The 22,354-nt window shown below is 65.2% G+C and carries 19 protein-coding genes; 13 read left to right on the top strand and 6 right to left on the bottom strand.

Going from position 1 to position 22,354, the window contains the following annotated elements; all coding sequences use genetic code 11:
- Positions 1-68: 68 nt before the first annotated feature.
- The 3 genes from ACIPHN_RS10170 (at position 69) to ACIPHN_RS10160 (ending at position 3,468) form a co-directional block, all read left to right on the top strand.
- Entirely contained in the window at positions 69-1,352 is a 1,284-nt protein-coding gene (locus ACIPHN_RS10170; RefSeq protein WP_400435782.1) for an MFS transporter, read from the top strand.
- 177 nt (positions 1,353-1,529) lie between these two features.
- Entirely contained in the window at positions 1,530-2,573 is a 1,044-nt protein-coding gene (locus ACIPHN_RS10165; RefSeq protein WP_400435780.1) for a porin, read from the top strand.
- Position 2,574: 1 nt separating this feature from the next.
- Positions 2,575-3,468, top strand: a complete 894-nt coding sequence (locus tag ACIPHN_RS10160) for a hypothetical protein (protein WP_400435778.1) — start codon at positions 2,575-2,577, stop codon at positions 3,466-3,468.
- A 31-nt stretch (positions 3,469-3,499) separates the two neighbouring features.
- Here the strand turns inward: ACIPHN_RS10160 and ACIPHN_RS10155 are convergent, their stop codons facing one another.
- Complete coding sequence (locus tag ACIPHN_RS10155) at positions 3,500-4,507, bottom strand: LacI family DNA-binding transcriptional regulator (RefSeq protein WP_400435777.1); 1,008 nt, start codon at positions 4,505-4,507, stop codon at positions 3,500-3,502.
- Between the two features lie 242 nt (positions 4,508-4,749).
- Between ACIPHN_RS10155 and ACIPHN_RS10150 the strand changes: the two genes are divergently transcribed.
- The 5 genes from ACIPHN_RS10150 (at position 4,750) to ACIPHN_RS10130 (ending at position 10,430) form a co-directional block, all read left to right on the top strand.
- On the top strand, positions 4,750-5,943 hold the full coding sequence (locus ACIPHN_RS10150) for a mandelate racemase/muconate lactonizing enzyme family protein (protein WP_400435776.1): 1,194 nt from the start codon (positions 4,750-4,752) through the stop codon (positions 5,941-5,943).
- A 79-nt stretch (positions 5,944-6,022) separates the two neighbouring features.
- Positions 6,023-7,399: an MFS transporter gene (locus ACIPHN_RS10145; protein WP_400435774.1), complete on the top strand. Its 1,377-nt coding sequence runs from the start codon at positions 6,023-6,025 to the stop codon at positions 7,397-7,399.
- A gap of 170 nt (positions 7,400-7,569) precedes the next feature.
- Positions 7,570-8,355, top strand: coding sequence for a ribonuclease activity regulator RraA (locus ACIPHN_RS10140; protein ID WP_400435772.1), 786 nt, complete (start codon positions 7,570-7,572; stop codon positions 8,353-8,355).
- A gap of 74 nt (positions 8,356-8,429) precedes the next feature.
- A complete protein-coding gene (locus ACIPHN_RS10135; protein WP_400435770.1) occupies positions 8,430-10,019 on the top strand; it encodes an aldehyde dehydrogenase (NADP(+)) in 1,590 nt (529 codons plus the stop codon).
- 18 nt (positions 10,020-10,037) lie between these two features.
- Positions 10,038-10,430, top strand: coding sequence for a cupin domain-containing protein (locus ACIPHN_RS10130; RefSeq protein WP_400435769.1), 393 nt, complete (start codon positions 10,038-10,040; stop codon positions 10,428-10,430).
- Positions 10,431-10,476: 46 nt separating this feature from the next.
- On the opposite strand, the gene ACIPHN_RS10125 is transcribed toward ACIPHN_RS10130, so the two are convergent.
- Both ACIPHN_RS10125 and ACIPHN_RS10120 read right to left on the bottom strand, forming a co-directional pair.
- Positions 10,477-11,850, bottom strand: a complete 1,374-nt coding sequence (locus tag ACIPHN_RS10125) for an MFS transporter (protein WP_400435767.1) — start codon at positions 11,848-11,850, stop codon at positions 10,477-10,479.
- 70 nt (positions 11,851-11,920) lie between these two features.
- Entirely contained in the window at positions 11,921-12,874 is a 954-nt protein-coding gene (locus tag ACIPHN_RS10120) for a 2-hydroxyacid dehydrogenase (RefSeq protein WP_400435765.1), read from the bottom strand.
- Between the two features lie 164 nt (positions 12,875-13,038).
- On the opposite strand from ACIPHN_RS10120, the gene ACIPHN_RS10115 reads away from it, so the two are divergent.
- The gene (locus ACIPHN_RS10115; protein WP_400435763.1) at positions 13,039-13,929 is read left to right on the top strand and encodes a LysR family transcriptional regulator; all 891 of its coding nucleotides are present in this window, start codon (positions 13,039-13,041) and stop codon (positions 13,927-13,929) included.
- 20 nt (positions 13,930-13,949) lie between these two features.
- Here the strand turns inward: ACIPHN_RS10115 and ACIPHN_RS10110 are convergent, their stop codons facing one another.
- Together ACIPHN_RS10110 and ACIPHN_RS10105 are read right to left on the bottom strand one after the other, a co-directional pair.
- Positions 13,950-15,224: a glucarate dehydratase family protein gene (locus ACIPHN_RS10110; RefSeq protein ID WP_400435762.1), complete on the bottom strand. Its 1,275-nt coding sequence runs from the start codon at positions 15,222-15,224 to the stop codon at positions 13,950-13,952.
- A gap of 67 nt (positions 15,225-15,291) precedes the next feature.
- The gene (locus ACIPHN_RS10105) at positions 15,292-16,647 is read right to left on the bottom strand and encodes an MFS transporter (RefSeq protein ID WP_400435760.1); all 1,356 of its coding nucleotides are present in this window, start codon (positions 16,645-16,647) and stop codon (positions 15,292-15,294) included.
- A gap of 188 nt (positions 16,648-16,835) precedes the next feature.
- Here ACIPHN_RS10105 and ACIPHN_RS10100 point away from each other — a divergent pair, with 188 nt between their 5' ends.
- Positions 16,836-17,546: a GntR family transcriptional regulator gene (locus tag ACIPHN_RS10100; RefSeq protein WP_400435759.1), complete on the top strand. Its 711-nt coding sequence runs from the start codon at positions 16,836-16,838 to the stop codon at positions 17,544-17,546.
- Here the strand turns inward: ACIPHN_RS10100 and ACIPHN_RS10095 are convergent.
- Entirely contained in the window at positions 17,536-18,474 is a 939-nt protein-coding gene (locus ACIPHN_RS10095) for a LysR family transcriptional regulator (protein WP_400435758.1), read from the bottom strand. The two genes, ACIPHN_RS10100 and ACIPHN_RS10095, sit on opposite strands and share 11 nt — an antisense overlap.
- 174 nt (positions 18,475-18,648) lie before the next feature.
- On the opposite strand from ACIPHN_RS10095, the gene ACIPHN_RS10090 reads away from it, so the two are divergent.
- From ACIPHN_RS10090 to ACIPHN_RS10080, 3 genes are read left to right on the top strand one after another with little or no spacing between them, the layout of a single operon-like run.
- Positions 18,649-20,085: an MFS transporter gene (locus tag ACIPHN_RS10090; protein ID WP_400435756.1), complete on the top strand. Its 1,437-nt coding sequence runs from the start codon at positions 18,649-18,651 to the stop codon at positions 20,083-20,085.
- 24 nt (positions 20,086-20,109) lie between these two features.
- Positions 20,110-21,090, top strand: coding sequence for a hydroxymethylglutaryl-CoA lyase (locus ACIPHN_RS10085; protein WP_400435754.1), 981 nt, complete (start codon positions 20,110-20,112; stop codon positions 21,088-21,090).
- Positions 21,087-22,319 carry a CaiB/BaiF CoA transferase family protein gene (locus ACIPHN_RS10080; RefSeq protein WP_400435753.1) on the top strand — a complete coding sequence of 411 codons (1,233 nt, stop codon included), beginning with the start codon at positions 21,087-21,089 and terminating at the stop codon, positions 22,317-22,319. The genes ACIPHN_RS10085 and ACIPHN_RS10080 overlap by 4 nt, the downstream gene beginning before the upstream one ends.
- Positions 22,320-22,354: the final 35 nt, after the last annotated feature.

Here is a 22,354-nt window from a genome sequence, read left to right as displayed (position 1 = left end):
CAGCCGCGCCCCCCTGGTGGGGAGACGGCCATGCCAGCGGCTCGATCCGCCCGGCAACGGAGACAGACATGAAGACAAGCAAATATCGCTGGGCGATCCTGGCCCTGCTGACCCTGGCGATGATGGTCAACTACATGGATCGTGCCGCGCTGTCGGTGGCGATTCCCTTCATCACCAAGGACTTCCACCTCACCGCCGCCGAGAAGGGGCTGATCTTCAGTTGCTTCTTCATCGGCTATGCGGCCTTCAACTTCATTGGCGGTTATCTGTCGGACCGTTTCGGCCCCAAGAGCGTGTTCACCTGGTCCATGGTGATCTGGTCGCTGCTGTGCGGCGCGACCGCCGGGGTGTTCAACTTCTGGTCGCTGCTGACGGCGCGGGTGTTGTTCGGTCTGGGAGAAGGACCGGTCTCGGCCATTTCCAACAAGACCATCAATAACTGGTTCCCGGTGCGCGAGCGCGCCCGCGCCATCGGCATCAACCAGGCTGGCGGTCCCATCGGCGGTGCACTGGCCGGTCCCGTGGTGGGTCTGCTGGCACTGTGGCTGGGCTGGCGCACGGCCTTCGTCATCATTGCCGTACTGGGCCTGCTGTGGGCGCTGGTGTGGCATCGCATGTCGCGTGACCTGCCGGCCCAGAGCGAGCATGTGAGCCCGGCCGAGTTGCAGCTGATCAATGCAGAGCGTCCGAGCGTGGCCGCGACGTCCAGCGCAGAGAAGGTCAGCCTGTTGACCATCATCACCCAGCGTGAAGTGCTGGTCACCGGTGGCGCGCTGTTCTGCTACAACTACATCCTATTCTTCTTCATGACCTGGTTCCCCAGCTACCTGATCGACGCACGCGGCGTGAGCCTGAAGGAGATGAGCTTCTTCTCGGCGCTGCCCTGGCTGATGGGCGCGCTCGGTTTCCTGTGCGGTGGCTGGCTCATCGACACGCTCTATCGCATCACCGGCAAGCTGCTGTTCTCGCGCAAGGTGGTGCTGGTGTGCAGCCTGCTGACCTCGTCGTTGTGCATCGGCGTGGTCGGTCTCATCGACGACACCATGCAGATCGTGGCGGTGATGACCCTGGCCATCGGCGCATTGATGCTCGCCGGTCCCGGCTTCTGGGCCTTGATCCAGGACAGCGTGGCGCCTTCGCGCATGGGGACCGCAGGCGGCTTCATGCACATGCTCTCCAACCTGTCGGGCATCATCGCCCCGGCGGCGACGGGCTTCATCATCCAGAGCGCCAAGACCTATACCGGTGGCTTTGTCCTGGCAGCAGTACTGGGACTGGTGGGCGCGCTGGTCATCGTGATCTTTATCCACCAGCGGCCTTCATCGGCCATGCCGGTGGTCAAGCCGGCCTGATTCCTTCCGGGCGGTTCTTTCCTCGCATTACGTCTTGATGCCGGCGCGTGGCGCCGGCAGCTGGCGCACGGCCGTGCGCAGCGGCTGGCGCCTGCCCGTCGCCTGCGCACGACCACCCTCGGGAGTCCGGTATGGGACCGGCCTCCCCACATCCACAATCACAACAAGGGAGATGGCATGAAACGTTACATCATCGGAGCATCAATGGCAGGCATGGCCGCATTGGGCACGGGCGCAGCCCAGGCACAGTCGTCGGTGACGATCTATGGCTTGCTCGACACCGGCTTTACCCACGAGTCGGGCGGTGCCGGTGGTTCCATCAACAAGATCTCCAGCGGCATCTTCAACGGCTCGCGCATTGGCTTCAAGGGGGCGGAAGACCTGGGTGGCGGGCTCTCGGCGGTGTTCCTCCTGGAAAGCGGCTTCCAGGTCGATACCGGTGCCATGGGGCAGGGCGGATTGCTGTTCGGCCGCCAGTCCTATGTCGGTCTCAATGGTGACTTCGGCAGCGTGCGCGTGGGTCGCCAGTACACCCCCTTCGATGTACTGGCCGGTACCTCCGATCCCTTCTTTGCCGGTTCGGCCGCGCGCATGACCAACCTGTTCGGTGAGAACTATGTGGGTGGCGTCAACGGCTACTACAACAACCGCATCAACAATAGCGTGACCTGGAGTTCACCGGTCTTCGGTGGCGGTTACTCGGGGGATGTCGGCTACGGTTTTGGCGAGACCGCCGGCAACATGGCCGCCGGTCGCTACGTGGGCGCCTCCTTCGGCTACGCATCGGGTCCGCTCTACCTGCGAGTGGCACACCAGAACATCAACACCGTCAACGACGATGGCGCGGCCAAGAACACCGGTTTTGGTGCCTACTATGATTTCGGCGTGCTGCGCTTGCATGGGGCGGCGGCCATCAACAAGAGCACCGCTGCGGGCGTGACCACGGTGGACAGTCGCGACCTGATGGTGGGGGCGGTGATCCCGGCAGGTATCGGACGGGTGATGGTGTCCTACGTCAGGAAGCGCGACCGGCTGGCCGCCGCCCAGCACGCCAGCCAGGTCGGCCTGGGTTACATCTACCCGATGTCCAAGCGCACCGACCTGTTTGCCGCCTATGGCCGTATCAACAACAGCAACGGCGCCAGCTACAAGGTGGGTAATGCCATCGAAGTCGGTTCGGGCAACCAGGCCTGGAACCTGGGCATCCAGCACCGCTTCTGAGATGGACACGCGGATCCTGGAAAACGCCAGCCTGCGCGCCGAATTCCTGCCGGAGTTCGGTGGCCGCATGGCACGCCTGCTGTTCAAGGGCCCGCCGGGGTGCCAGCGCGAGGTGTTGCAGCCCTATGTGCAGACCAGCTTCGATGCGCTGGCCTGGCCCAAGTGCGGCATGTATCCGCTGGCGCCTTATTCCAACCGTATCCGCGATGCACGCCTGCCCTTCGCGGGGCAGGTGCATGTGCTGCCGCCGCATCCGGCGGCCTTGCCGCATACCCTGCATGGCTGCGCCCATACACTGGCCTGGCGGGTGAGCGCGCAAGACCCTCGCCTGCTGGAGATGGACGTGCACTACACCGGGCCGCACTGGCCCTGGCCCTTGCATTGCCGGCAGCGTGTGGTCATCGGAGAGGGTTGGCTGGAATGCACACTGGAGGTTCGCAATCTGGATGCCACGCGCAGCATGCCCGTCGGTGGCGGCCTGCATCCTTTCCTCAGCGCCGATGGACTGCGTGAGATGCGCTTTGTCGCCGGACGACGCTGGCAGCATGATGCGCAATGCCTGCCCGATGGGTTGAGCACACCGCTGCAGGGGGGGCAATGCTGGTCGCCGTCCATGGCCGATGAGGCGGAGCAACTGGGTTATTTCTCGCAATGGGATGGCCAGATGCAATTGCAATACGACCAGGGAATACTGCAGCTGTCGGCCAGCCAGGGGCTGTCGCACCTCGTGATGTTCATCCCGCGTGGCGCGCCCTATGTCTGTGTGGAGCCGGTATCGCATCTGGCCAATGCCTTTGCCATGCCGCAGCTGGATCCCCGCGACAGTGGCGTGGCGCTGGCAGCGCCCGGCCAGTCGGTGCACTACTCCATGCGCCTGGCCTGGCAGCCGAACTGAGGCGGAGCCAGGTGCAGGTGCGCGGGCAGCGTCAGGCGCTCTCGCGTGGCACCACCGTAAAACCGAGGTCGACGGTACTGGCCGACGGATCACCGGCCAGCCGGCGCAGCAGCAACTCGGCCGCCACCTCACCCATACGGCGGCGCGGCACGCTCACCGTGGTCAAACGGGGCCAGCAGGCTCCTGCCACCGGGAGGTCGCCGAAACCCATCACCGCCATCTGTTGTGGCACCTTCAGGCGCAACCGCTGACATTCGAACAACAAGGCTGCGGCCAGCAGATCGTTGTTGCAGAACACGGCCGTCATCGCCGGCGCCTGGCGGCGCAAGTCGGCCAGCTGGGCGGCAGCGGTATCGACACCGGCCGGCGGCGGCGCCAGCGAGACCACCACCTGTCCTCCCACGGCCGAAAAGGCGCGGCGAAAACCCTTGAGCCGCAGGCGCGAGCGACGCTCGTCGGCACCGATGAATCCCACCACACGGTGCCCCTGGCCGGCCAGGTAGACGCCGGCCTTGTGACCGGCATCGGCGTTGGAGAAACCGACCTGCATGTCGATCGCCGCCGAGGAGAAATCCCAGGTCTGTACCACCGGCAGGCCGGCACGACGCAGCTTGTCGGCGACGTCCTCGTTGGTGATCCCCATGAGTGCCATGCCATCCACACGCCGGCCGAGGAAGGTATCGACGATACGTACCTCGTCGGCGGCGCAATAGTTGGTCTGCGCCAGCAGGACCTGATAGCCGCGCGCATTCAGGGCCAGGCTCATGGCCTCGATGGTTTCCGAGAACACCAGGTTGGAGAGGGTGGGCACCATGGCTGCGATGGTGCGTGAGCGGTTCGAGGCCAGGCCGCCGGCCAGCTGGTTGGGCACGTAGCCGAGCGTGTCGATGGCGGCGCGCACGGCGGCCAGCGTGGCCGGTGCCACCTTGTCAGGCTGGTTCACGGCGCGCGAGACCGTCACCAGCGAGACGCCGGCGATGCGGGCCACGTCGCTCATGCGCATGGGGCCGTCGGGCGGGGTGATGGCGGAAGCTTTCATGGCGGGGCTGTTCTGTGGGTTCATCAAGACAAGGCTTGCCATCATAACGCGGCACTTGTCGGCAACGTTCCAGAGCGTGGGAAATACACGTCCGTGCGTGGCGCGATGGCGTGGGCAACGCCTTGCGCCAGGGTGAGCGGGGATTGATGATGAAAGCGCTTTCATCGGCATCACAACAGGTGTGGTGCCGCTCCGGATTCTTTCTCCGGTTTCTTTCTCCCGTCTCATTTTCAAGGAATAGCATGTCCGTCGAATCCAATATCGTCTCCTACGCCAAGGTTGCCGCCGATGCCCGTACCGCCGCCGAGTCTGGCGACCGCATCGAGTGGGTCAAGGTCTCGCTGATCTATCTGCCGCTGGCAACGCCGGTCTCCGATGCCAAGGTGCTGACCGGGCGCCAGAAGCCGCTCACCGAGATCGCCTTCATCTTCGCCGAGATCCGCACCCGCGACGGTCATGAGGGGATCGGTTTCGGCTACTCCAAGCGTGCCGGTGGTCCGGGCATGTATGCCCATGCCAAGGAGATCGCTCCCAACCTGCTGGGTGAGGATCCCAGCGACATCTCTAGGATCTTTACCAAGCTGTTGTGGGCCGGCGCCTCTATGGGACGCAGCGGCCTGACCACGCAGGCCATCGCGCCATTCGACATTGCCCTGTGGGATCTCAAGGCCAAGCGTGCCGGCTTGCCGCTGGCCAAGCTGCTGGGGGCGCATCGTGATTCGGTGCAGTGCTACAACACCTCGGGTGGCTATCTGCATACACCGCTGGAGCAGGTGCTCAAGAACGTGGCGATCTCGCGCGAGAGTGGTATCGGCGGCATCAAGCTCAAGGTCGGCCAGCCGGACCTGGCCATCGATATCGGCCGCGTGGGCGAGGTCCGCAAGCTCCTGGGCGAGGGCTTCCCCCTGATGGTCGATGCCAACCAGCAATGGGACCGGCAGCAGGCCACGCGTGCCTGCCGCGCCCTCGAACAGTTCGACCTGACCTGGATCGAGGAACCGCTGGACGCCTACGACTTCGAGGGCCATGCGCAACTGGCCAATCGTTTCGACACCGCCATCGCCACCGGCGAGATGCTCACCAGCGCAGGTGAGCATGCACAGCTGATCCTGGCCGAAGGCAGTGACTTCATCCAGCCCGATGCGCCGCGCGTGGGGGGGATCACGCCCTTCCTGGAGATCATGGCGCTGGGCGCGCTCAAGGGACGCAAGCTGGCGCCTCACTTCGCCATGGAAATCCACCTGCACCTGGCGGCCGCCTATCCGATCGAGCCGTGGCTGGAGCACTTCGAATGGCTGGGCCCGATGTTCAACGAGCAGATGCAGCTCAAGAACGGCCGCATGTACGTGTCGGATCGCCCTGGCCTGGGCTTCTCCCTGTCCGAGCAGGCGTTGCGCTGGCGCGCTGACGCCGCCGAGTTCGGCAAGGCGCCCTGAGGCGTTGAACCGCGTTGGCGCGGCCCGCCGGCAGGCAGGGCCGCGCATCCCAGGACCATAACAATCAAGGAGACCCACGATGCCACGTACGCGGCAGCGCTATTTCATCCTGGCTTTGATCACCATCGTGCTGGCCTTCAGTACCGGTGACCGGGCCACGCTTTCCATCGCAGGATCGGGCATGTCCCGGGAACTGGGACTGGACCCGGTACAGATGGGCTGGCTGTTCTCGGCCTTTGCCTGGGCCTATGTGATGGCCCATATTCCGGCCGGCTGGCTGGTGGACCGTTTCGGTGTCAGGCTCACCGTCATGGCCGGGCTGCTTGCCTGGTCGCTGTGCACCATGTTCATGGGAGCGGCAGCGTGGTTCGTGCAGGTATTCGCGGCGCTGCTGGTGCTGCGCTTCCTGCTGGGGACCTTCGAGGCGCCGGTCGGGCCGGCGTCGGCGCGAGTGATCGCTGCGTGGTTTCCGGCCACCGAGCGTGGCCTGGCGGGGGCCATCTTCAATAGCGCCCAGTACGTCTCGCTGGCCCTGTTCACGCCGCTAATGGGCTGGCTGGACCATCGCTTTGGCTGGGAGCACGTGTTTTCCGTCATGGGCGCGCTGGGCCTGCTGCTGGCCGTGCTGTGGTGGTTTTCCTATGCGCCGCCGTCGACGCACAAGCGTATCAATGCCGAGGAACTGGACTACATCCGCCAGGGCGGCGGCCTGGTGGAGCTGGGCGCTTCCCATGCCGGACGCGGCATACCGCCGGCGCCACCACCGCCGACGCTGGCCAGCGTGCTCGGGCTCCTGCGCAGCCGCATGCTGGCAGGCATCTTCCTGTCGCAATACTGCATCTCGGCCATCACCTGGTTCTTCGTTTCGTGGTTCCCGACCTATCTGGTCAAGGATCGGGGCATGAGCATCCTCACCGCCGGGGTGGTCGCGTCGATCCCGGCCCTGTGCGGATTCTTCGGCGGCGTGGCCTCCGGCTATGTGAGCGACCATTTGTACCGCCGCACCGGCTCGCTGACCATCGCCCGCAAGATTCCCATCATCTGCGGCATGCTGCTTACCTCAGCCATGATCGGCTGCAACTTCGTCACGGCCGACTGGATGGTGATCGCCCTGATGTCGCTGGCCTTCATGGGCAAGGGCTGTGGCTCGCTGGGCTGGGCGGTGGTGGCCGATACCGCGCCCAGGAGCATGATCGGACTGACCGGCGGTGTCTTCAATGCCATCGGCAACACCGCCGGCATCACCACGCCCCTGATCATCGGCCTGATCCTGGGACGCACCGGCTCGTTCTACTGGGCACTGGTGTTTGTCGGATGCCATGGCCTGGTCGCGGTCCTGAGTTACCTGTTCGTGGTGGGTCGCATCGAGCGCTTCGATCCGGGTCTGCCCGCCGATGCGGCCACGGCAGCGACACGGCCGGATCTCATGCCGCAGGGCCGTACCGATCATCCGTGACGAAACCTGCAATCCCAGTTACTGGAACAGCCGGTCCAAGTCGCCAGCACCGCCTGTTGTGGCTGGCGACCCTGATTCACTAAGATTTTACCCATCCGGTCCTGGCAGGGCGCCACAGTTGCCTGCCTCGCCCAGACCATTTGCCTGCTCATTCAATGGAAAGTCCCACTATGAACGCCATCACTCCGCCGCCGCTGGACAGCATCCCCCAACTGGCTCCCGCTCCCCATGTGTCCGATTCGGTGCTGGAGCGCCTGGCCAAGGTCACCAGCGGTTCGCTGACTACCCAGCTCTACATCAAGGGCATCCGCCAGCCGGTACTGCACGGCTTGACGCCGGTGAACAAGAACATCAAGCCCTTCGCCGGCCGTGCCTACACCATGCGTTTCATCCCGGCACGCGAGGATGTCGACAACTACGCCAACCTGACCGTCAAGCCTGATGCCAACAACCTGCAATGGGTAGGCGTGGAGCAGATCGAACCTGGTCATGTGCTGGTCATCGACAGCAATCGCGACGGCCGTGCCGCGTCGATGGGCAACATGCTGATCACCCGCATGATGAAGCGCGGTGCGCGCGCCGTCATTACCGATGGCAGCTTCCGCGACGGCACCGAACTCTCGCAGATGGATTTCCCGATCTGGAGCACCGGCATCACGGCCACCACGCGCCTGTCCTATCACCATGTGGCTGATCTGAATGTCCCCATCGGTTGCGCAGGCGTGGCCATCTATCCGGGCGACGTGATCCATGGCGATGGCGACAACATCACTGTCATCCCGGCCCACATGGCAGAAGAAATGGCCGACCTGTGCGAGAAACGAGACGACATCGAAGCCTACCTGGCCCTGCGTGTGCAAGCCGGTGAGCCGTTGTGGGGCCTGTATCCGCCCAGCGAGGAAACCCGTGGCCAGTTCCGTGCCTGGGTCGAGGCTGGCCGTCCGGCCGTGAAGTAATCTCCGCTGTGCCGGCGTCGTGCCGCCGTCGAGGCAGCATGCGCCGGTTTTTTTATTCCTGCAAAGAGAACACCATGGCCATCACTGGCGATATGCTGATCGGTCTGTCTACGGTGCGCGGCACCGAGGGACAGCAACACTCCATCAATCCGGCCACCAACCAGGCCATTCCCATCCCGGCCTTCGGACTGGGTGGCAAGGACGAGGTCGAGCGCGCCGCCACATTGGCGGCACAAGCCTTCGACCCGTATCGCGCGCTGCCGCTGGAAACGCGTGCCCGCTTCCTCGAAGAGATCGCCGAGCAGATTCTGGCGCTGGGTGATGCCGTGATCGACCGGGCACACCAGGAATCGGGCCTGCCGCTGGCACGCCTGCAAGGCGAGCGCGGCCGTACCGTCGGGCAGTTGCGCCTGTTTGCCGCGGTGGTGCGCGAAGGCGCCTTCCAGGGCGTGGTGGTCGACCAGGCCCAGCCCGAGCGCCAGCCCCTGCCGCGCGCCGACATCCGCCTGCGCAAGATCGGCCTGGGCCCGGTGGCCGTCTTCGGCGCCAGCAATTTCCCGCTGGCGTTCTCGGTGGCCGGCGGTGATACCGCCGCTGCACTGGCGGCGGGTTGCCCGGTCATCGTCAAGGCGCATGGCGCGCATCTGGGCACCTCCGAACTGGTTGGTCGCGCCATCCAGCAGGCGGCACGCAAGCTGGAACTTCCGGACGGCGTGTTTTCATTGCTGGTGGGCGCGGGGCGCCAACTGGGCGAGGCCCTGGTGGCGCATCCGGAGATCAAGGCTGTGGGTTTCACCGGCTCGCGCCAGGGTGGCCTGGCACTGGTGAAGATTGCCAACGCACGTCCCGAGCCGATTCCGGTCTATGCGGAGATGGCCAGCATCAATCCGGTATATCTGTTCCCGGCGGCGCTGGCGGCTCGCGCCGAGGCCATTGGACGCGGCTTTGCGGCGTCGCTGACGATGGGGGCCGGTCAGTTCTGCACCAATCCCGGACTGGCATTTGCGCAGGACGGCCCCGACCTGGAACGCTTCCTCGCGGCCGCCTCGCAAGCCCTTGGCGAGGCGGCCGCGCAGACCATGCTCACCCCCGGCATCCATGATGCCTATTGCCAGGGCGTGTCGCGCCTGGACGGCCTGGCGGGTGTCGCCCGTGTGGCACAGGGCCAGCCCGCCCTGGGTGAGCATGCTCACAACGCCGCGCAGGCCGGCTTGTACCTGACCGACGCGCGCCATTTCCTGGCCCAGCCGCATCTGCGCGAGGAAGTCTTCGGCCCCGCTTCGCTGGTGGTGCGGGTGGCCAATGTGGAGGAGATGGTAGCGCTCACGCAGCAACTGGAAGGGCAGCTGACGGCCACCCTGCAGATCGATGAGGATGACCATCGCGCCGCCGGCCGCCTGTTGCCGACGCTGGAGAAGAAGGTCGGACGCATCCTGGCCAATGGCTTCCCCACCGGCGTCGAGGTATGCCATGCGATGGTGCATGGCGGACCGTTCCCGTCGACCTCCAATGCCATGTTCACGTCCGTGGGCGCGACGGCCATCGAGCGCTTCCTGCGCCCGGTCGCCTATCAGGACCTGCCGGATGGCCTGCGCCCGGCGGCCATCCAGGAGGCCAATCCACAGGGATTGCGCCGCCGTATCAATGGTGTAGTGGAAGCCTGATCAATACAAGGAGACAAGATGAGCGATAGTGAGCATGGCGCGAAGACCGGCAAGGTCAAGGTCCATAACTGGAACACGCTGCCCCGTGAATCGGTGCGGCAGGGCGTGGAGCGGGTGGCATTTCGCAGCAGCGATGCCATGCTGGTGATGAATTTCGTCTCGCCCGACATGCAGGTGCGTCCGCACCAGCATGACTACGAACAGGTCGCGATCTGCGTGCAGGGGCGCATGCGTTACCACGTCGGTGATGAAGTCTTCGAGATGGGACCAGGTTCGATGATCCGCGTCCCGGCCCACACCATGCACTATGCCGAACCGGTGGGTGATGAGCTGGTGCTGAACCTGGATCTGTTCCCCACCGTGCGGGAAGACTATCGCCATCTGGTGGCTTACCAGGACGAGGAGTTCTGACGGCAATCCGGCCCCGGCACGTTTGCGTGCCGGGGCCGGGCTGTTGTCAGCCCACCCGCACCCGTTCGAACCGCCCGGCCAGTCCGAGATAGGCCAGGATGCCCAGCACGCCATGCGCGGCCACGAACCACAGCGCATTGGTGAAGGAGCCGGTACTGGCCAGCACATAGCCGATCACGATGGGGGTGACGATGCCGGCGATATTGCCGATGCCATTGAAGACGCCACCGCTGAGGCCGACCATGTTTTCCGGCGCGGTATCGGCCAGCACGGCCCAGCCGATCGCGGCCAGGCCCTTGCCGAAGAAGGCCAGTGCCATCAGGGCGATCACCACCACATTGGAGTCCGAGAAGTTGGCGCCGACCAGCATGGTCGACAAGGCCATGCCCAGTACGAAGGGCGTCTTGCGCGCCAGCGAGGGATGCTTGCCGCGCTGGATCAGCCAGTCCGAGATGACGCCGCCGAGGATGCCGCCGCTGAAGCCGCAGATGGCCGGCAGCGCCGCGACCCAGCCGGCTTCCATGATGCTCATGCCGCGTCCCTTGATCAGATAGATCGGGAACCAGGTGATGAAGAAGTAAGTCAGCGCCGTGATGCAGTACTGGCCGATGTAGATGGCCCACAGGTTGCGGTTGCGGAACAGCACCGCGACCTCGGCCAGGCTGGTGCGCTGTTTGCGGTTGACGCGATTGCGTTCCAGGTCGACCAGTGCGCCACCGGCGCGCATGTGTTCCAGTTCGGCCGCACCCAGTTGTTTCTGCCCATGCGGCTCGCGGTAGAAGGAAAACCACACCACCCCCAGCACCAGACCGACCGCGCCCATCCAGAGGAATACATGTTCCCAGCCCATGCGGTGCGTGAGCCAGGCCATCATCGGGGTGAACAGCACCACTGCCATGTATTGCGCCGAGTTGAACAGGGCCGAGGCGGTGCCACGCTCGCGGGTGGGGAACCAGCAGGCCACGATGCGCGAATTGGCCGGAAAGGCGGGCGACTCCACCAGCCCCAGCATGAAGCGCATGAAAAACAACGCACCGGCCGCCGCCACACCCGACAAGCCCAGCCAGCCTACCGTCCCCTGCAGCATGGTGAAGACCGACCACAGCAGCAGGCTGACGCCATAGACCCGGCGCGCGCCGAAACGGTCGAGCAGCCAGCCGCCGGGGATCTGGCCGATGGCATAGGCCCAGGCGAAGGCAGAGAAGATCATGCCCAGCATCACCGGATCCAGTCCCAGTTCCTTGACCACGCCGGTGCCGGCAATGGACATGGTGGCGCGGTCGGCATAGTTGACCACGGTGACGATGAAGATCAGGGCCAGGATGCGGTAGCGGAAGCGCCCGACGGCGGCGCCCTTGGCAACGGCGCTGCCGTCACGGCGCTCGCCGATGGCCGGGGATGGGGTGCCGGATTGATGCATGGTGTCTCCTCCTGTTGCGGATGGTGTTTTAGGTAGGGTGCTGCCTGGCCACGCTCAGGCGCTCAGGCGCTCAGGCTGTCACGCTGGTCGGCGGGCGCTGGCCGGCGAAGCAGGCGGCCAGGTTCTCCAGCACGATCTCGCCCATGGCCAGCCGGGTTTCCTCGGTGGCGCTGGCGCGGTGCGGTTGCAGCACCACGTTGTCCAGGGCCAGCAGGGCAGCGGGTACCTGCGGCTCGTCGGCAAACACGTCCAGGCCGGCACCGGCGATGCTCTTGTGCGTGAGCGCATCGACCAGGGCAGCTTCGTCGACCAGCTTGCCACGCGCCACGTTGATGAAGTAGCCCTGCGGTCCCAGCGCGGCCAAGACCTCGCGGGTGACGATCACCTGGCCGTGGTCGGCGGAGGCCGCCAGGACCAGGATGTCGACGCTGCCGGCAAGTTCGGCGACGTCGGCCACGAAGCGGTAACCGCTGTCATCCTGGCGCTGCGGATCGCTGTAGGCAATCGACATCGAGAAGGCGGCGGCGCGCCTGGCAATGGCGTGTCCGACCCGGCCCAGGCCGATGATGCCCAGGCGCTTGCCGCTGACCTTGTGCGACAGTGCCTGGGCGGTCTTGCCCCATTGGCCGGCACGCACGATGCGCTCGCCCACGCCGAGATCGCGCAGCGCCATGATGATCAGGCCCAGCGCCATGTCGGCTACGTCCTCGGTGAGCACGCCGGGGGTGGTGGTCACGTGGATCTTGCGACGGGAGGCTTGCTGCAGGTCGACCGCATCGGTGCCGATGCCGCTGATGGCGATGATCTCCAGTGCGTCCAGGCGATCCATCAGGGCATTGGACAAGCCCTTGACGCCACCGGTGACCACGCCGCGCACGCGATGGCCGACCTGGGCCAGCAGGGCCTCGGCCTGTCCCGCCTGTTCGGCCTGGTAGAGACGGTGCACGGTGTAGCCGGCGCAGAGGCGGGCATCGATGGCGGCGGGGATGGCTTGGGTCAGGAGGATGTCGATGGGCTGGTTCACTGGAGGGCTCCATGGGGCAGGCCGGTGGAGGGGCCTGCCGGGTTGATCTGGTGGGCCCAGTATAGGAAGACGATCAATGTTCGTCTAACATAGATATCGGATGGATCAATACAAGAATTGAATTGCTGGCTGATTGATAACGACACGCCTCACGGACTTCATACATGGAACTACATCAACTTCGCTGTTTCGTGGCCGTGGCCGAGGAATTGCATTTCGGGCGGGCGGCGCAGCGCCTGTTCATGACGCAGCCACCCCTGAGCCGCCAGATCCAGATGCTGGAGCATGCGCTGGGCGTGGAGCTGCTTGAACGCAGCAGTCGCCAGGTGCACCTGACGGCGGCCGGCAGCAGCTTCCTGCGGGATGCGCGCCAGATCCTGGCCTTTTCCCAGCAGGCCGCACTCTCGGCGCAGCGCGTGGCCGGCGGCGAAGCCGGGCGTATCACGCTGGGGTTCACGGCGGTGAGTGCTTACAGCATGATTCCCGAATTGCTGGTCCAGGCGCACGCGCGCCTGCCGGAGGTGGAGCTGGTGTTGCGCGAGATGGTATCGGTGGCGCAGATGGAGGCGCTGGTGACGGGCATGATCGATGTCGGTTTCATGCGCCAGGTGGTGAGCCGCCATGCGCTCTGCCATGAGCTGGTACATCGTGAAAAGCTGCTGGTGGCGCTGCCCATGGGACATGCACTGGCGCGCCGCAAGCAGATCGCCATGCGCGACCTGGATCAGTTGCCCTTCGTCATGTACACCCAGTCCGAAGGGCGTTACTTCTACGACTGCATCGCCGGGATGTTTGCCAGCCACGGTGTGACGCCACGCTACGTGCAGCATGTCGGCCAGACCCATACCCTGCTGGGTCTGGTGCGGGCCGGAATCGGCGCGGCCATCGTGCCGGAATCGGCGCGCGAGCTGCACATGGGCCGCGTGCAGTTCCGCCCCCTGCAGGAACCGGCCGCCCATGCCGAGCTATACCTGTGCTGGCGCATGGATAACGACAATCCGGCCCTGCCGGCATTTCGCGCGCTGGTGAGCGAGTTCTTTGCCGGCCATCGCTGAGCGAAGGCCGGCCTGCTAGATCAGAAACGCGGCTTGACCGTCTTCCAGTCCGGCTTGTATTTGCGCATCTGGCCCACGTCGTCGCGCTGGCGGATGCCGCATTCCAGATAGAGCTCGTGCAGCTTGCGCAACTGGTCGTGATCCAGCTCCACGCCCAGGCCCGGGGCATCGGTGATCTGCACGCAGCCATTGCGGATGGGCAGCTTGCCGCCCTTGATGACTTCCTCGTCGGCTTCCTGCCAGGGGTAGTGGGTGTCGCAGGCATAGGACAGGTTTTCCACCGCTGCGGCCACATGCGACATGGCCATCAGGCTGATGCCCAGGTGCGAGTTGGAGTGCATCGACACACCCAGGCCGAACACGTCGCACATCTTGGCCAGGTGCTGGGTGTCGCGCAGGCCACCCCAGTAGTGGTGGTCGGCCAGCACGATCTGCACACTGTTCAGCGCCACGCTGCGGCGCAGTTCGTCAAAGTCGGTGACCACCATGTTGGTGGCCAGCGGCAGGCCGGTGCGGCGGTGCAGCTCGGACATGCCTTCCAGGCCCGGGGTCGGGTCTTCGTAGTATTGCAAGTCGTCGCCCAGCAGTTCGGCCATACGGATGGCGGTTTCCAGCGACCAGTTGCCGTTGGGGTCGATGCGCAGCGGCGCATTGGGGAAGGCCTTCTTGAGTGCCTTGATGCAGGCTACCTCATGCTCCGGCGCCAGCGCACCGGCCTTGAGCTTGATGCTCTCGAAACCGTTCTCCTCGATCATCTTGCGCGCCTGCGCCACGATCTGCTCTTCGCTCAGGGCCTCGCCCCAGGCGTCGGGCGCATAGGGGCTGTCGATGTGCTGGGCGTACTTGAAGAAGAGATAGGCGCTGAAGGGGATCTGCTTGCGGATCGCACCGCCCAGCAGTTCCACCAGCGGCACGTTGAGGTAGCGCGCCTGCGCATCCAGGCAAGCCACTTCAAAGGCGGAATAGGCGTTGGAGACCGCCTTGCTGGCATGCGAGCCCGGCGCCAGTTCGGCGCCACTATTGCTGGCCGGGGCCATGGAGGCCACCACGCGGCGCACGATGGCGCGCAGGCCGTTGAGGTTGAACGGGTCCAGGCCGATCAGCTGGCCCTTGACCAGATCCAGGATCTTCAGCGCCGGGGCATCGCCATAGCTCTCGCCCAGGCCGATGTGGCCGTTGTCGGTCTCGATCTCGATGATGGAGCGCAGGGCATAGGGTTCGTGGATGCCGCTGGCGTTGAGCAGGGGACCATCCTTGAAGGCGATGGGGGTAACGGTGACGCGGACGATTTTCATGGTGGACTCTCTACAGGCAGGGCGAGGATGAAAGCGGGTTTATCGGTGACTGGGGTAAGGGCGGGGATCAGGCCTTGCTGCCGGAACGGGCCAGGAAGACCACGCCGGCGGCCACCAGCGAGGTGATCGCCAGGCCCAGCAGGCCGCCCTCGATGGAGCCGGTGCGCTGTTCCAGGAAGCCGAAGGCGGTCGGGGCCACGAAGCCGCCGAGGTTGCCGATGGAATTGATCAGCGCGATCACGCCGGCGGCGATGCGGGCATCCAGATAGCCCTGCGGCAGCGGCCAGAACAGCGAGGAGGCCGCCTTGAAGCCGACCGCGGCAAAGCAGATCGAGACGAAGGCGAAGCTGGCATTGCCGAAGGTGGAGACGAACATGCCCACCGCCGCAATCACCAGGGCCGTGGCCGTCCACGCCTGCTGGTGCTTGAAGCGACCGGCCAGGGCGGCGAAGGCGTACATTGCCACGATCGAGATCAGCCAGGGAATGGAGTTGAACAGGCCCACCTGGAAGTCGCTGAAGCTGCCCATCTTGCGGATGATGCTGGGCAGCCAGAAGGTGGCGCCGTAGATGGTCAGTGAGATCGAGAAGTAGATGAAACAGAAGATCAGGATCTGCGGGTCGCGCAGCAGTTGCAGCACCGAGACGTGGGCCGGCTTGTTCTTCATGCGCTCGGCCTGCTCGGCCACGATGGCGCCGGTGACGGCATCGCGTTCCTGCACGCTCAGCCATTTGGCATCGGCCGGCATCGAGTCCAGCCAGAACCAGACGAAGCCGCACAGCAGCACCGAGGCCATGCCCTCGATGATGAACATCCATTGCCAGCCATGCAGGCCGCCGCCATCCAGCTGCAAGAGACCGCCCGAGATCGGGCCGGAGAGGATGGAGGCCAGCGCCGAGCCGGACAGGAAGATCGCCATGGCACGCCCGCGCTCGCTGGCCGGCAGCCACTGGGTGAAGTAGTAGATCACGCCGGGGAAGAAGCCGGCCTCGGCCGCACCCAGCAGGAAGCGCAGCAGGTAGAAGGTCGATTCGTTATGGACGAAGGCCATGGCGGTAGCTGCCAGGCCCCAGGTAGCCATGATGCGGGTGAGCCAGGCCTTGGCGCCGAAGCGCTGCAGCAGGATGTTGGAGGGGACCTCGAAGATGGCGTAGCCGATGAAGAACAGTCCCGCACCCAGGCCATAGGCAGCGGTGCTGATGCCCACGTCGGTGGCCAGGTGGCTGCGCACGAAGCCGATGTTGACCCGGTCGATGTAGTTGACGATGAACATGATCACGAACAGCGGCAGCACGCGCTGCTTGATCTTGGCCACGGCCTGCGCCAGTACGGCGGTTGCTGCGGTTGCAGCGGCAGCACTGCCTGCGGCCAGGGGGGCTGCCGGTTGCTTCAGTGATTCCACACGGGTCTCCTCGGTTGTCATGGGGCATGCCGCATGGCTTCTGCTGGCCATGGTCGTGACGGAAGCGTCCTGCATGCGTCGGTGAATGCATTAAAACACTAATATATTAGTGCGTCAATGACGCCGACGCGGTTTATCATGCAGGGTCTTGAAGGCAACATCGGCGAACTCACCGGATTGCAGCCTTCTTTGTTATTCAGGATTTCCGCATGAGCACCACGACCGCCGACCCGATTGTCATCACGCCACCGCCGCTGGACCGTTCGCGCCAGTCGGCGCCGCAGGTCTTCGAGCACCTGCGCGAACTGATCATCGCCATGCGGCTGGCGCCGGGGACGGTGTTGCAGCGTGCCGAGCTGGCCGCGCAATATGGCCTGAGCCAGACGCCGATCCGCGATGCCCTGATCAAGCTGGGCGAGGAAGGGCTGGTGGATATCTTTCCCCAGCACGCCACGGTGGTCAGCGCGGTCAATGTGACGCTGGCGCGGCAGGCGCATTTCCTGCGCCGGTCCATCGAGCTGGAGATCGTCCACACGCTGGCGCAACAGCCCGACGCGGCGCTGGTGACGCGCCTGCGCGACAGCATCGAGGTGCAGCGCGTGCTGGCCGAGCGCGAGAACTATGCCGATTTCGTGCTGGCCGACCAGGGTTTCCATCGCCAGCTGTACGAGGCCGCACAGGTGCCCGAGCTATGGGCCATGGTGCGCCGGCAGAGCGGCAACCTGGACCGCTTGCGCAACCTGCACGTTCCCATCCCCGGCAAGACCCAGCGCGTTCTGCGCGACCATACCGCCATCGTGGAGGCGATTGCCGCCGCCGATCCGCTGGCGGCACAGGCGGCCCTGCGTGAGCACCTCTCCGGCACGCTGGCGCAGCTGGAGACCATTGGCGAGCGCTTCCCGCACTACCTCAAGTATTGAGTGCAGCAGTGCTGGCGGGCTGGCGCGCCTGCAGACCGTTGCGCGCCAGGTGTTCTACCAGGCGTTGCGCCGGTACGGCCAAGGCCTCCAGATTGCGGAAGCAGATCGAGAATTCGCGCTGTGCCCAGTCGTCTTCCAGGGGGATCATCTTCACCTGCGAGGCGGAGGCATAGAGGGTGCTGATCTCGATGGGGATGATGCCCACGGCCAGGTTGGCCGAGACCACCCGGAAGGCCGCATCGAAGTTCGACACCAGCACCCGGTAGCGCACCGGCCGGCCGATACGGGCGGCGGCGCGCTGCATCATGATCACCACGGCGCTGTCGGGGCGCATGCCGACGTGTTCGTAGTCCAGCGTGTCTTCGTAGCGGATCGACTCATGGGAAGCCAGCGGATGGTCGCGATGCACCGCCAGCGCCAGCCTGTCCTTGCGGTAGGGTAGCTGCTGCAGCTCACCCAGGTCGGAATGGTTCCAGCACACGCCGATGGCGGTGCTGCCCTCGCGCATGTTGCGCAGCAGCTCATTGGTCAGGCATTCCTCGATATCGACCTTGATCTGGCTGTTCTGCGGCTCGCGCATGAAGGAGGAAATATCTTCCAGCAGGGATTCGGCCATGGCCGAGGGCGTGGCCAGGATGCGCACATTGCCCTTGATGCCGCCGGCGAAGGCGGTGACGTCGGTCTCGATGCGCTCGGCCGCGAACAGGATGGTGCGGGCATGCTCGGCCAGTGCCAGGCCGGCCGGTGTGGCCTGCACGCCACGGCGGGTGCGCACCAGCAGGCGCACGCCCAGGTTCGATTCCAGCTGTGCGATGCGCTTGCTGATGGCCGAGGCGGCGATATGCGACTGCTCGGCCACGCGCGCCATGTTCTGCTGATCCAGCACGGCCACCAGCAGGCGCAGCGTGGTCAGGTCCAGGTCTCTCATCCTCTTTTCTGCCTTTCCGTTCGGGAATGTCTGAGCTTCCAATATAACGCTATACATCCAATCGGAGAAGTCTAGAATCCGCCACATGTCCCCTGCGATCGTCCGGGGGCAACACCACACGACATCACGAACAAGACAGCCTGCCGGCCATGACCGGCGCGCAAGGAGACCATGATGAGTACACCTTCGACGGCCTTGCCGTTCCCCACTGCTGCATCCACGATCCGGGGCGCCGGTTCGGCCGCCGATATCACCGCGCGCATGGACCGCCTGCCGGTCACCCGTAGCGCTTGGATCCTGGTGCTGCTGATTTCGCTGGGCGGCTTCTTCGAGATCTATGACCTGGTCTTCACCGGCTACATCGCCCCGGGCATGGTCAAGAGCGGCCTCTTGAGCACCACCACCGCCCACTTCTTCGGCTCGCAAGGCATCGGCGCCTTCATCGCGGCGACCTTCGCGGGTTTGTTCGTGGGGACCTTCTTCCTGGGATTCCTGCCGGACAAGTATGGCCGCCGCGCCATCTTCACCGTCTCGCTGCTGTGGTATTCGGTGGGCTCGGCCATCATGGCTTGCCAGACCAGTTCGGAGGGGCTGCTGCTGTGGCGCTTCCTCACCGGTATCGGCGTAGGCATCGAGATCGTCACCATCGATAGCTACATCACCGAGATCGTCCCCCAGCACATGCGTGGTCGCGCCATGGCGCTGAACCAGGCGGCCATGTTCATGGCCGCGCCCAGTGCGGCCATCCTGTCGTGGTGGCTGGTACCCCTGTCGCCCTATGGCATCGATGGCTGGCGCTGGGTGGTGGCCATCGGCGCGGTGGGGGCGGTGCTGGTCTGGTTCATTCGCCGCTCGGTGCCGGAAAGCCCGCGCTGGCTGGCCCAGAAAGGCCGCTTCGCCGAGGCCGAGGCCGCCATGCAGCGCATTGAGGCACGCGCCCAGGCCGACTCCGGCAAGCCGCTGCCGGCACCACAGGCGGTGGTCGAGGACGTCCGCGAAGAGCGCGCCTCCTACCGTGAACTGTGGCAGCAGCCGTATCGCTCGCGCTTCCTGATGCTGGTGGTGTTCAACTTCTTCCAGGCGATCGCCTACTACGGCTTCGCCAACTGGGTGCCGACGCTGCTGATCGCCCAGGGCATCACGGTGACCAAGAGCCTGCTGTACTCCTTCATCATCGCCTTCGCCAGCCCCATCGGCCCGATGCTGGTGATGACGGTGGCCGACAAGATCCAGCGCAAGTGGCTCATCGTCGGCGCGGCTGGCGCGGTGGTGGTGTTCGGCATTGCCTTCTCGCAGATGAAAGACCCGATGCCGCTGACGGTGCTGGGCATCCTCATCAGCCTGTGCGGCTCGATGATCTCGGTGAACTACCACGCCTACCAGACCGAACTCTTCCCCACCCGCATCCGTTGCCTGGCGGTGGGCGTCGTCTACTCCTCCAGCCGGGTCGGGGCGATGCTGTCGGGCTTCCTGATCGCCTTCTTCCTGCGCGACTTCGGTGTCACGGGCGTCTTTGCCGGCATCACCTGCGCCATGCTGGCGGTAATGATCTCGATCGGCTTCTTCGGTCCCCGCACCAATGGCATGCGCCTGGAAGAACTCTCTCGTTAAGCCCTATAGCCAAGGAAACCGAGCATGCAACCCTCCCATTCCAAGGTCATCGTCCAGGAAGTCGGCCTGCGCGACGGCTTGCAAAGCATCGCGCAAGTGATGACCACCGACGACAAGCGCCGCTGGATCGATGCCGCCTATGCGGCTGGCGTGCGCCACCTGGAGGCGGCCTCCTTCGTGCCAGCCCGGCTGTTGCCGCAGATGGCCGATGCCGCCGAGGTGATCGCCCACGCGCTGACTTATCCCGATCTGGTGGTCACCGCCCTGGTACCCAACCTCAAGGGCGCAGAACGTGCGCTGGAGGCCGGCGTGCATCGCCTCGTCGCACCGGTCTCGGTGAGCGCGGCACATAGCCAGGCCAATGTGCGCAAGTCGCCGCAGGAGATGGTGGAAGAATTCCACCGCATCCGCCAGTTGATCGATCAGTCGCCGGCAGGCCAGGGCCGGCCGCGCCTCATCGCCGGCTTGTCGACGGTGTTCGGCTGTACCTTGCAGGGACGGGTGCCGCTGGCCGATATCGTGCAGGTATCGCGTAGCGTCATCGAGGCCGGTTGCGACCTGCTGGCGCTGGGAGACACCACCGGCCATGCCACGCCGGGCCAGGTCGGCGAAGTGCTGCAAGCAGTGCGCGCGGTGGCCGGCGAGTATCTGGCCATTGCCCACTTCCACGACACCCGCGGCCTCGGGCTGGCCAACACCCTGGTGGCGCTGGAACACGGCATCCGCGAATTCGACGCCACCCTGGGCGGCATCGGCGGTTGCCCGCATGCGCCGGGCGCCTCGGGCAATGTCGCCACCGAAGACCTGGTCTTCATGCTCGACAGCCTGGGCTACCACAGCGGCATCGATGTGGAGCGTCTGCTGGCTGCCCGCAAGCTGCTGGAACAGGCCCTGCCGGGCGTGACCCTGTATGGCGCACTGGCGCGTGCCGGCCTGCCGCATGGCTACGCATCAGCACACCATCACGACAACGACAGCAAGGTTCTACAAGGGGCAGCAGCATGAAGACCGCAGATTCCGCACATTGCGCACATTCCACACCGGCAGGCAGCGAAGATGACCTGCCGCTCAAGGGCATCCGCGTGGTCGAGATGTCGCACATGGTCATGGGGCCGACCTGCGGCATGATCCTGGGCGACCTGGGGGCCGATGTCATCAAGGTCGAGCCGCCGCGCGGCGATGGCACGCGCCGCCTGCTGGGCACCGGCGCCGGCTTCTTCCGTACCTTCAACCGCAACAAGCGTAGCGTCACGCTGGACATGGAGAGCGAAGAAGGCGTGGCCGCGCTGCAGAAGCTGGTCGATGGCGCCGATGTCTTCATCGAGAACTTCAAGCCGGGTCGCATGCAGCAACTGGGCATCGATTACGAGAGCGTGCGCACGCGCAATCCGAAGATCATCTACGTTTCCCACAAGGGTTTCCTCAAGGGCCCCTATGACCAGCGCCTGGCGCTGGACGAGGTGGTGCAGATGATGGCCGGCCTGGCCTACATGACCGGCCCGGTGGGGCGTCCGCTGCGGGCCGGCAGCTCGGTCAACGACATCATGGGTGGCATGTTCGGCGCCATCGGCGTGCTGGCCGCCTTGTACCAGCGCCGTGACAGTGGCCGCGGCAAGGAAGTGCAAAGCGCGCTCTTCGAGAACTGCGTGCTGCTCTCGGCCCAGCACATGCAGCAGTATGCGGTCACCGGCGAGGCCGCCGCACCGATGCCGGCGCGCATCAGCGCCTGGGCGGTGTATGACGTGTTCGAGCTGGCCGGCGGCGAGCAGATGTTCATCGCGGCCACCGGCGACACCCAGTGGCGCACGCTGTGCGAGGTGCTGGAACGGCCCGACCTGCTGGCCGATCCCCGCCTGCAGACCAACAACCAGCGCGTGCTGCTGCGCGAATGGCTGCTGCAGACCCTGCGCGCCACGCTGGCCAGCATCGATGGCAAGGCCCTGGCGCCGGAACTGGAGCGGCGCGGCATTCCCTTCGCGCCCATTTCGCGACCCGAGGAACTGTTCGACGATCCCCACCTGAAAGCCAGTGGTGGCATGGCCCGCCTGACACTGGAAGACGGCAGCCAGACCGACATGCCGCTGCTGCCCATTTCCATGGATGGTGAGCGCCTGCAACCACGCCGGCCCATCGCCGGCATCGGCGAACACACCCAGGAGGTCATGCGCGAGCTGGGCTACAGCGATGCGCAGATCGCGGCGTTCTCACAGGATCGCCTCAAGCAGGCCTCCTGAACGCATCAGGCTTCTCACATTATCGTTATCAACAG

This window comes from Herbaspirillum sp. NPDC087042, from assembly GCF_044745245.1.
GTDB lineage: Bacteria > Pseudomonadota > Gammaproteobacteria > Burkholderiales > Burkholderiaceae_D > Herbaspirillum.
Note: the sequence above shows the minus strand (reverse complement) of the source record. Positions and strands in the feature narration are given on the sequence as shown.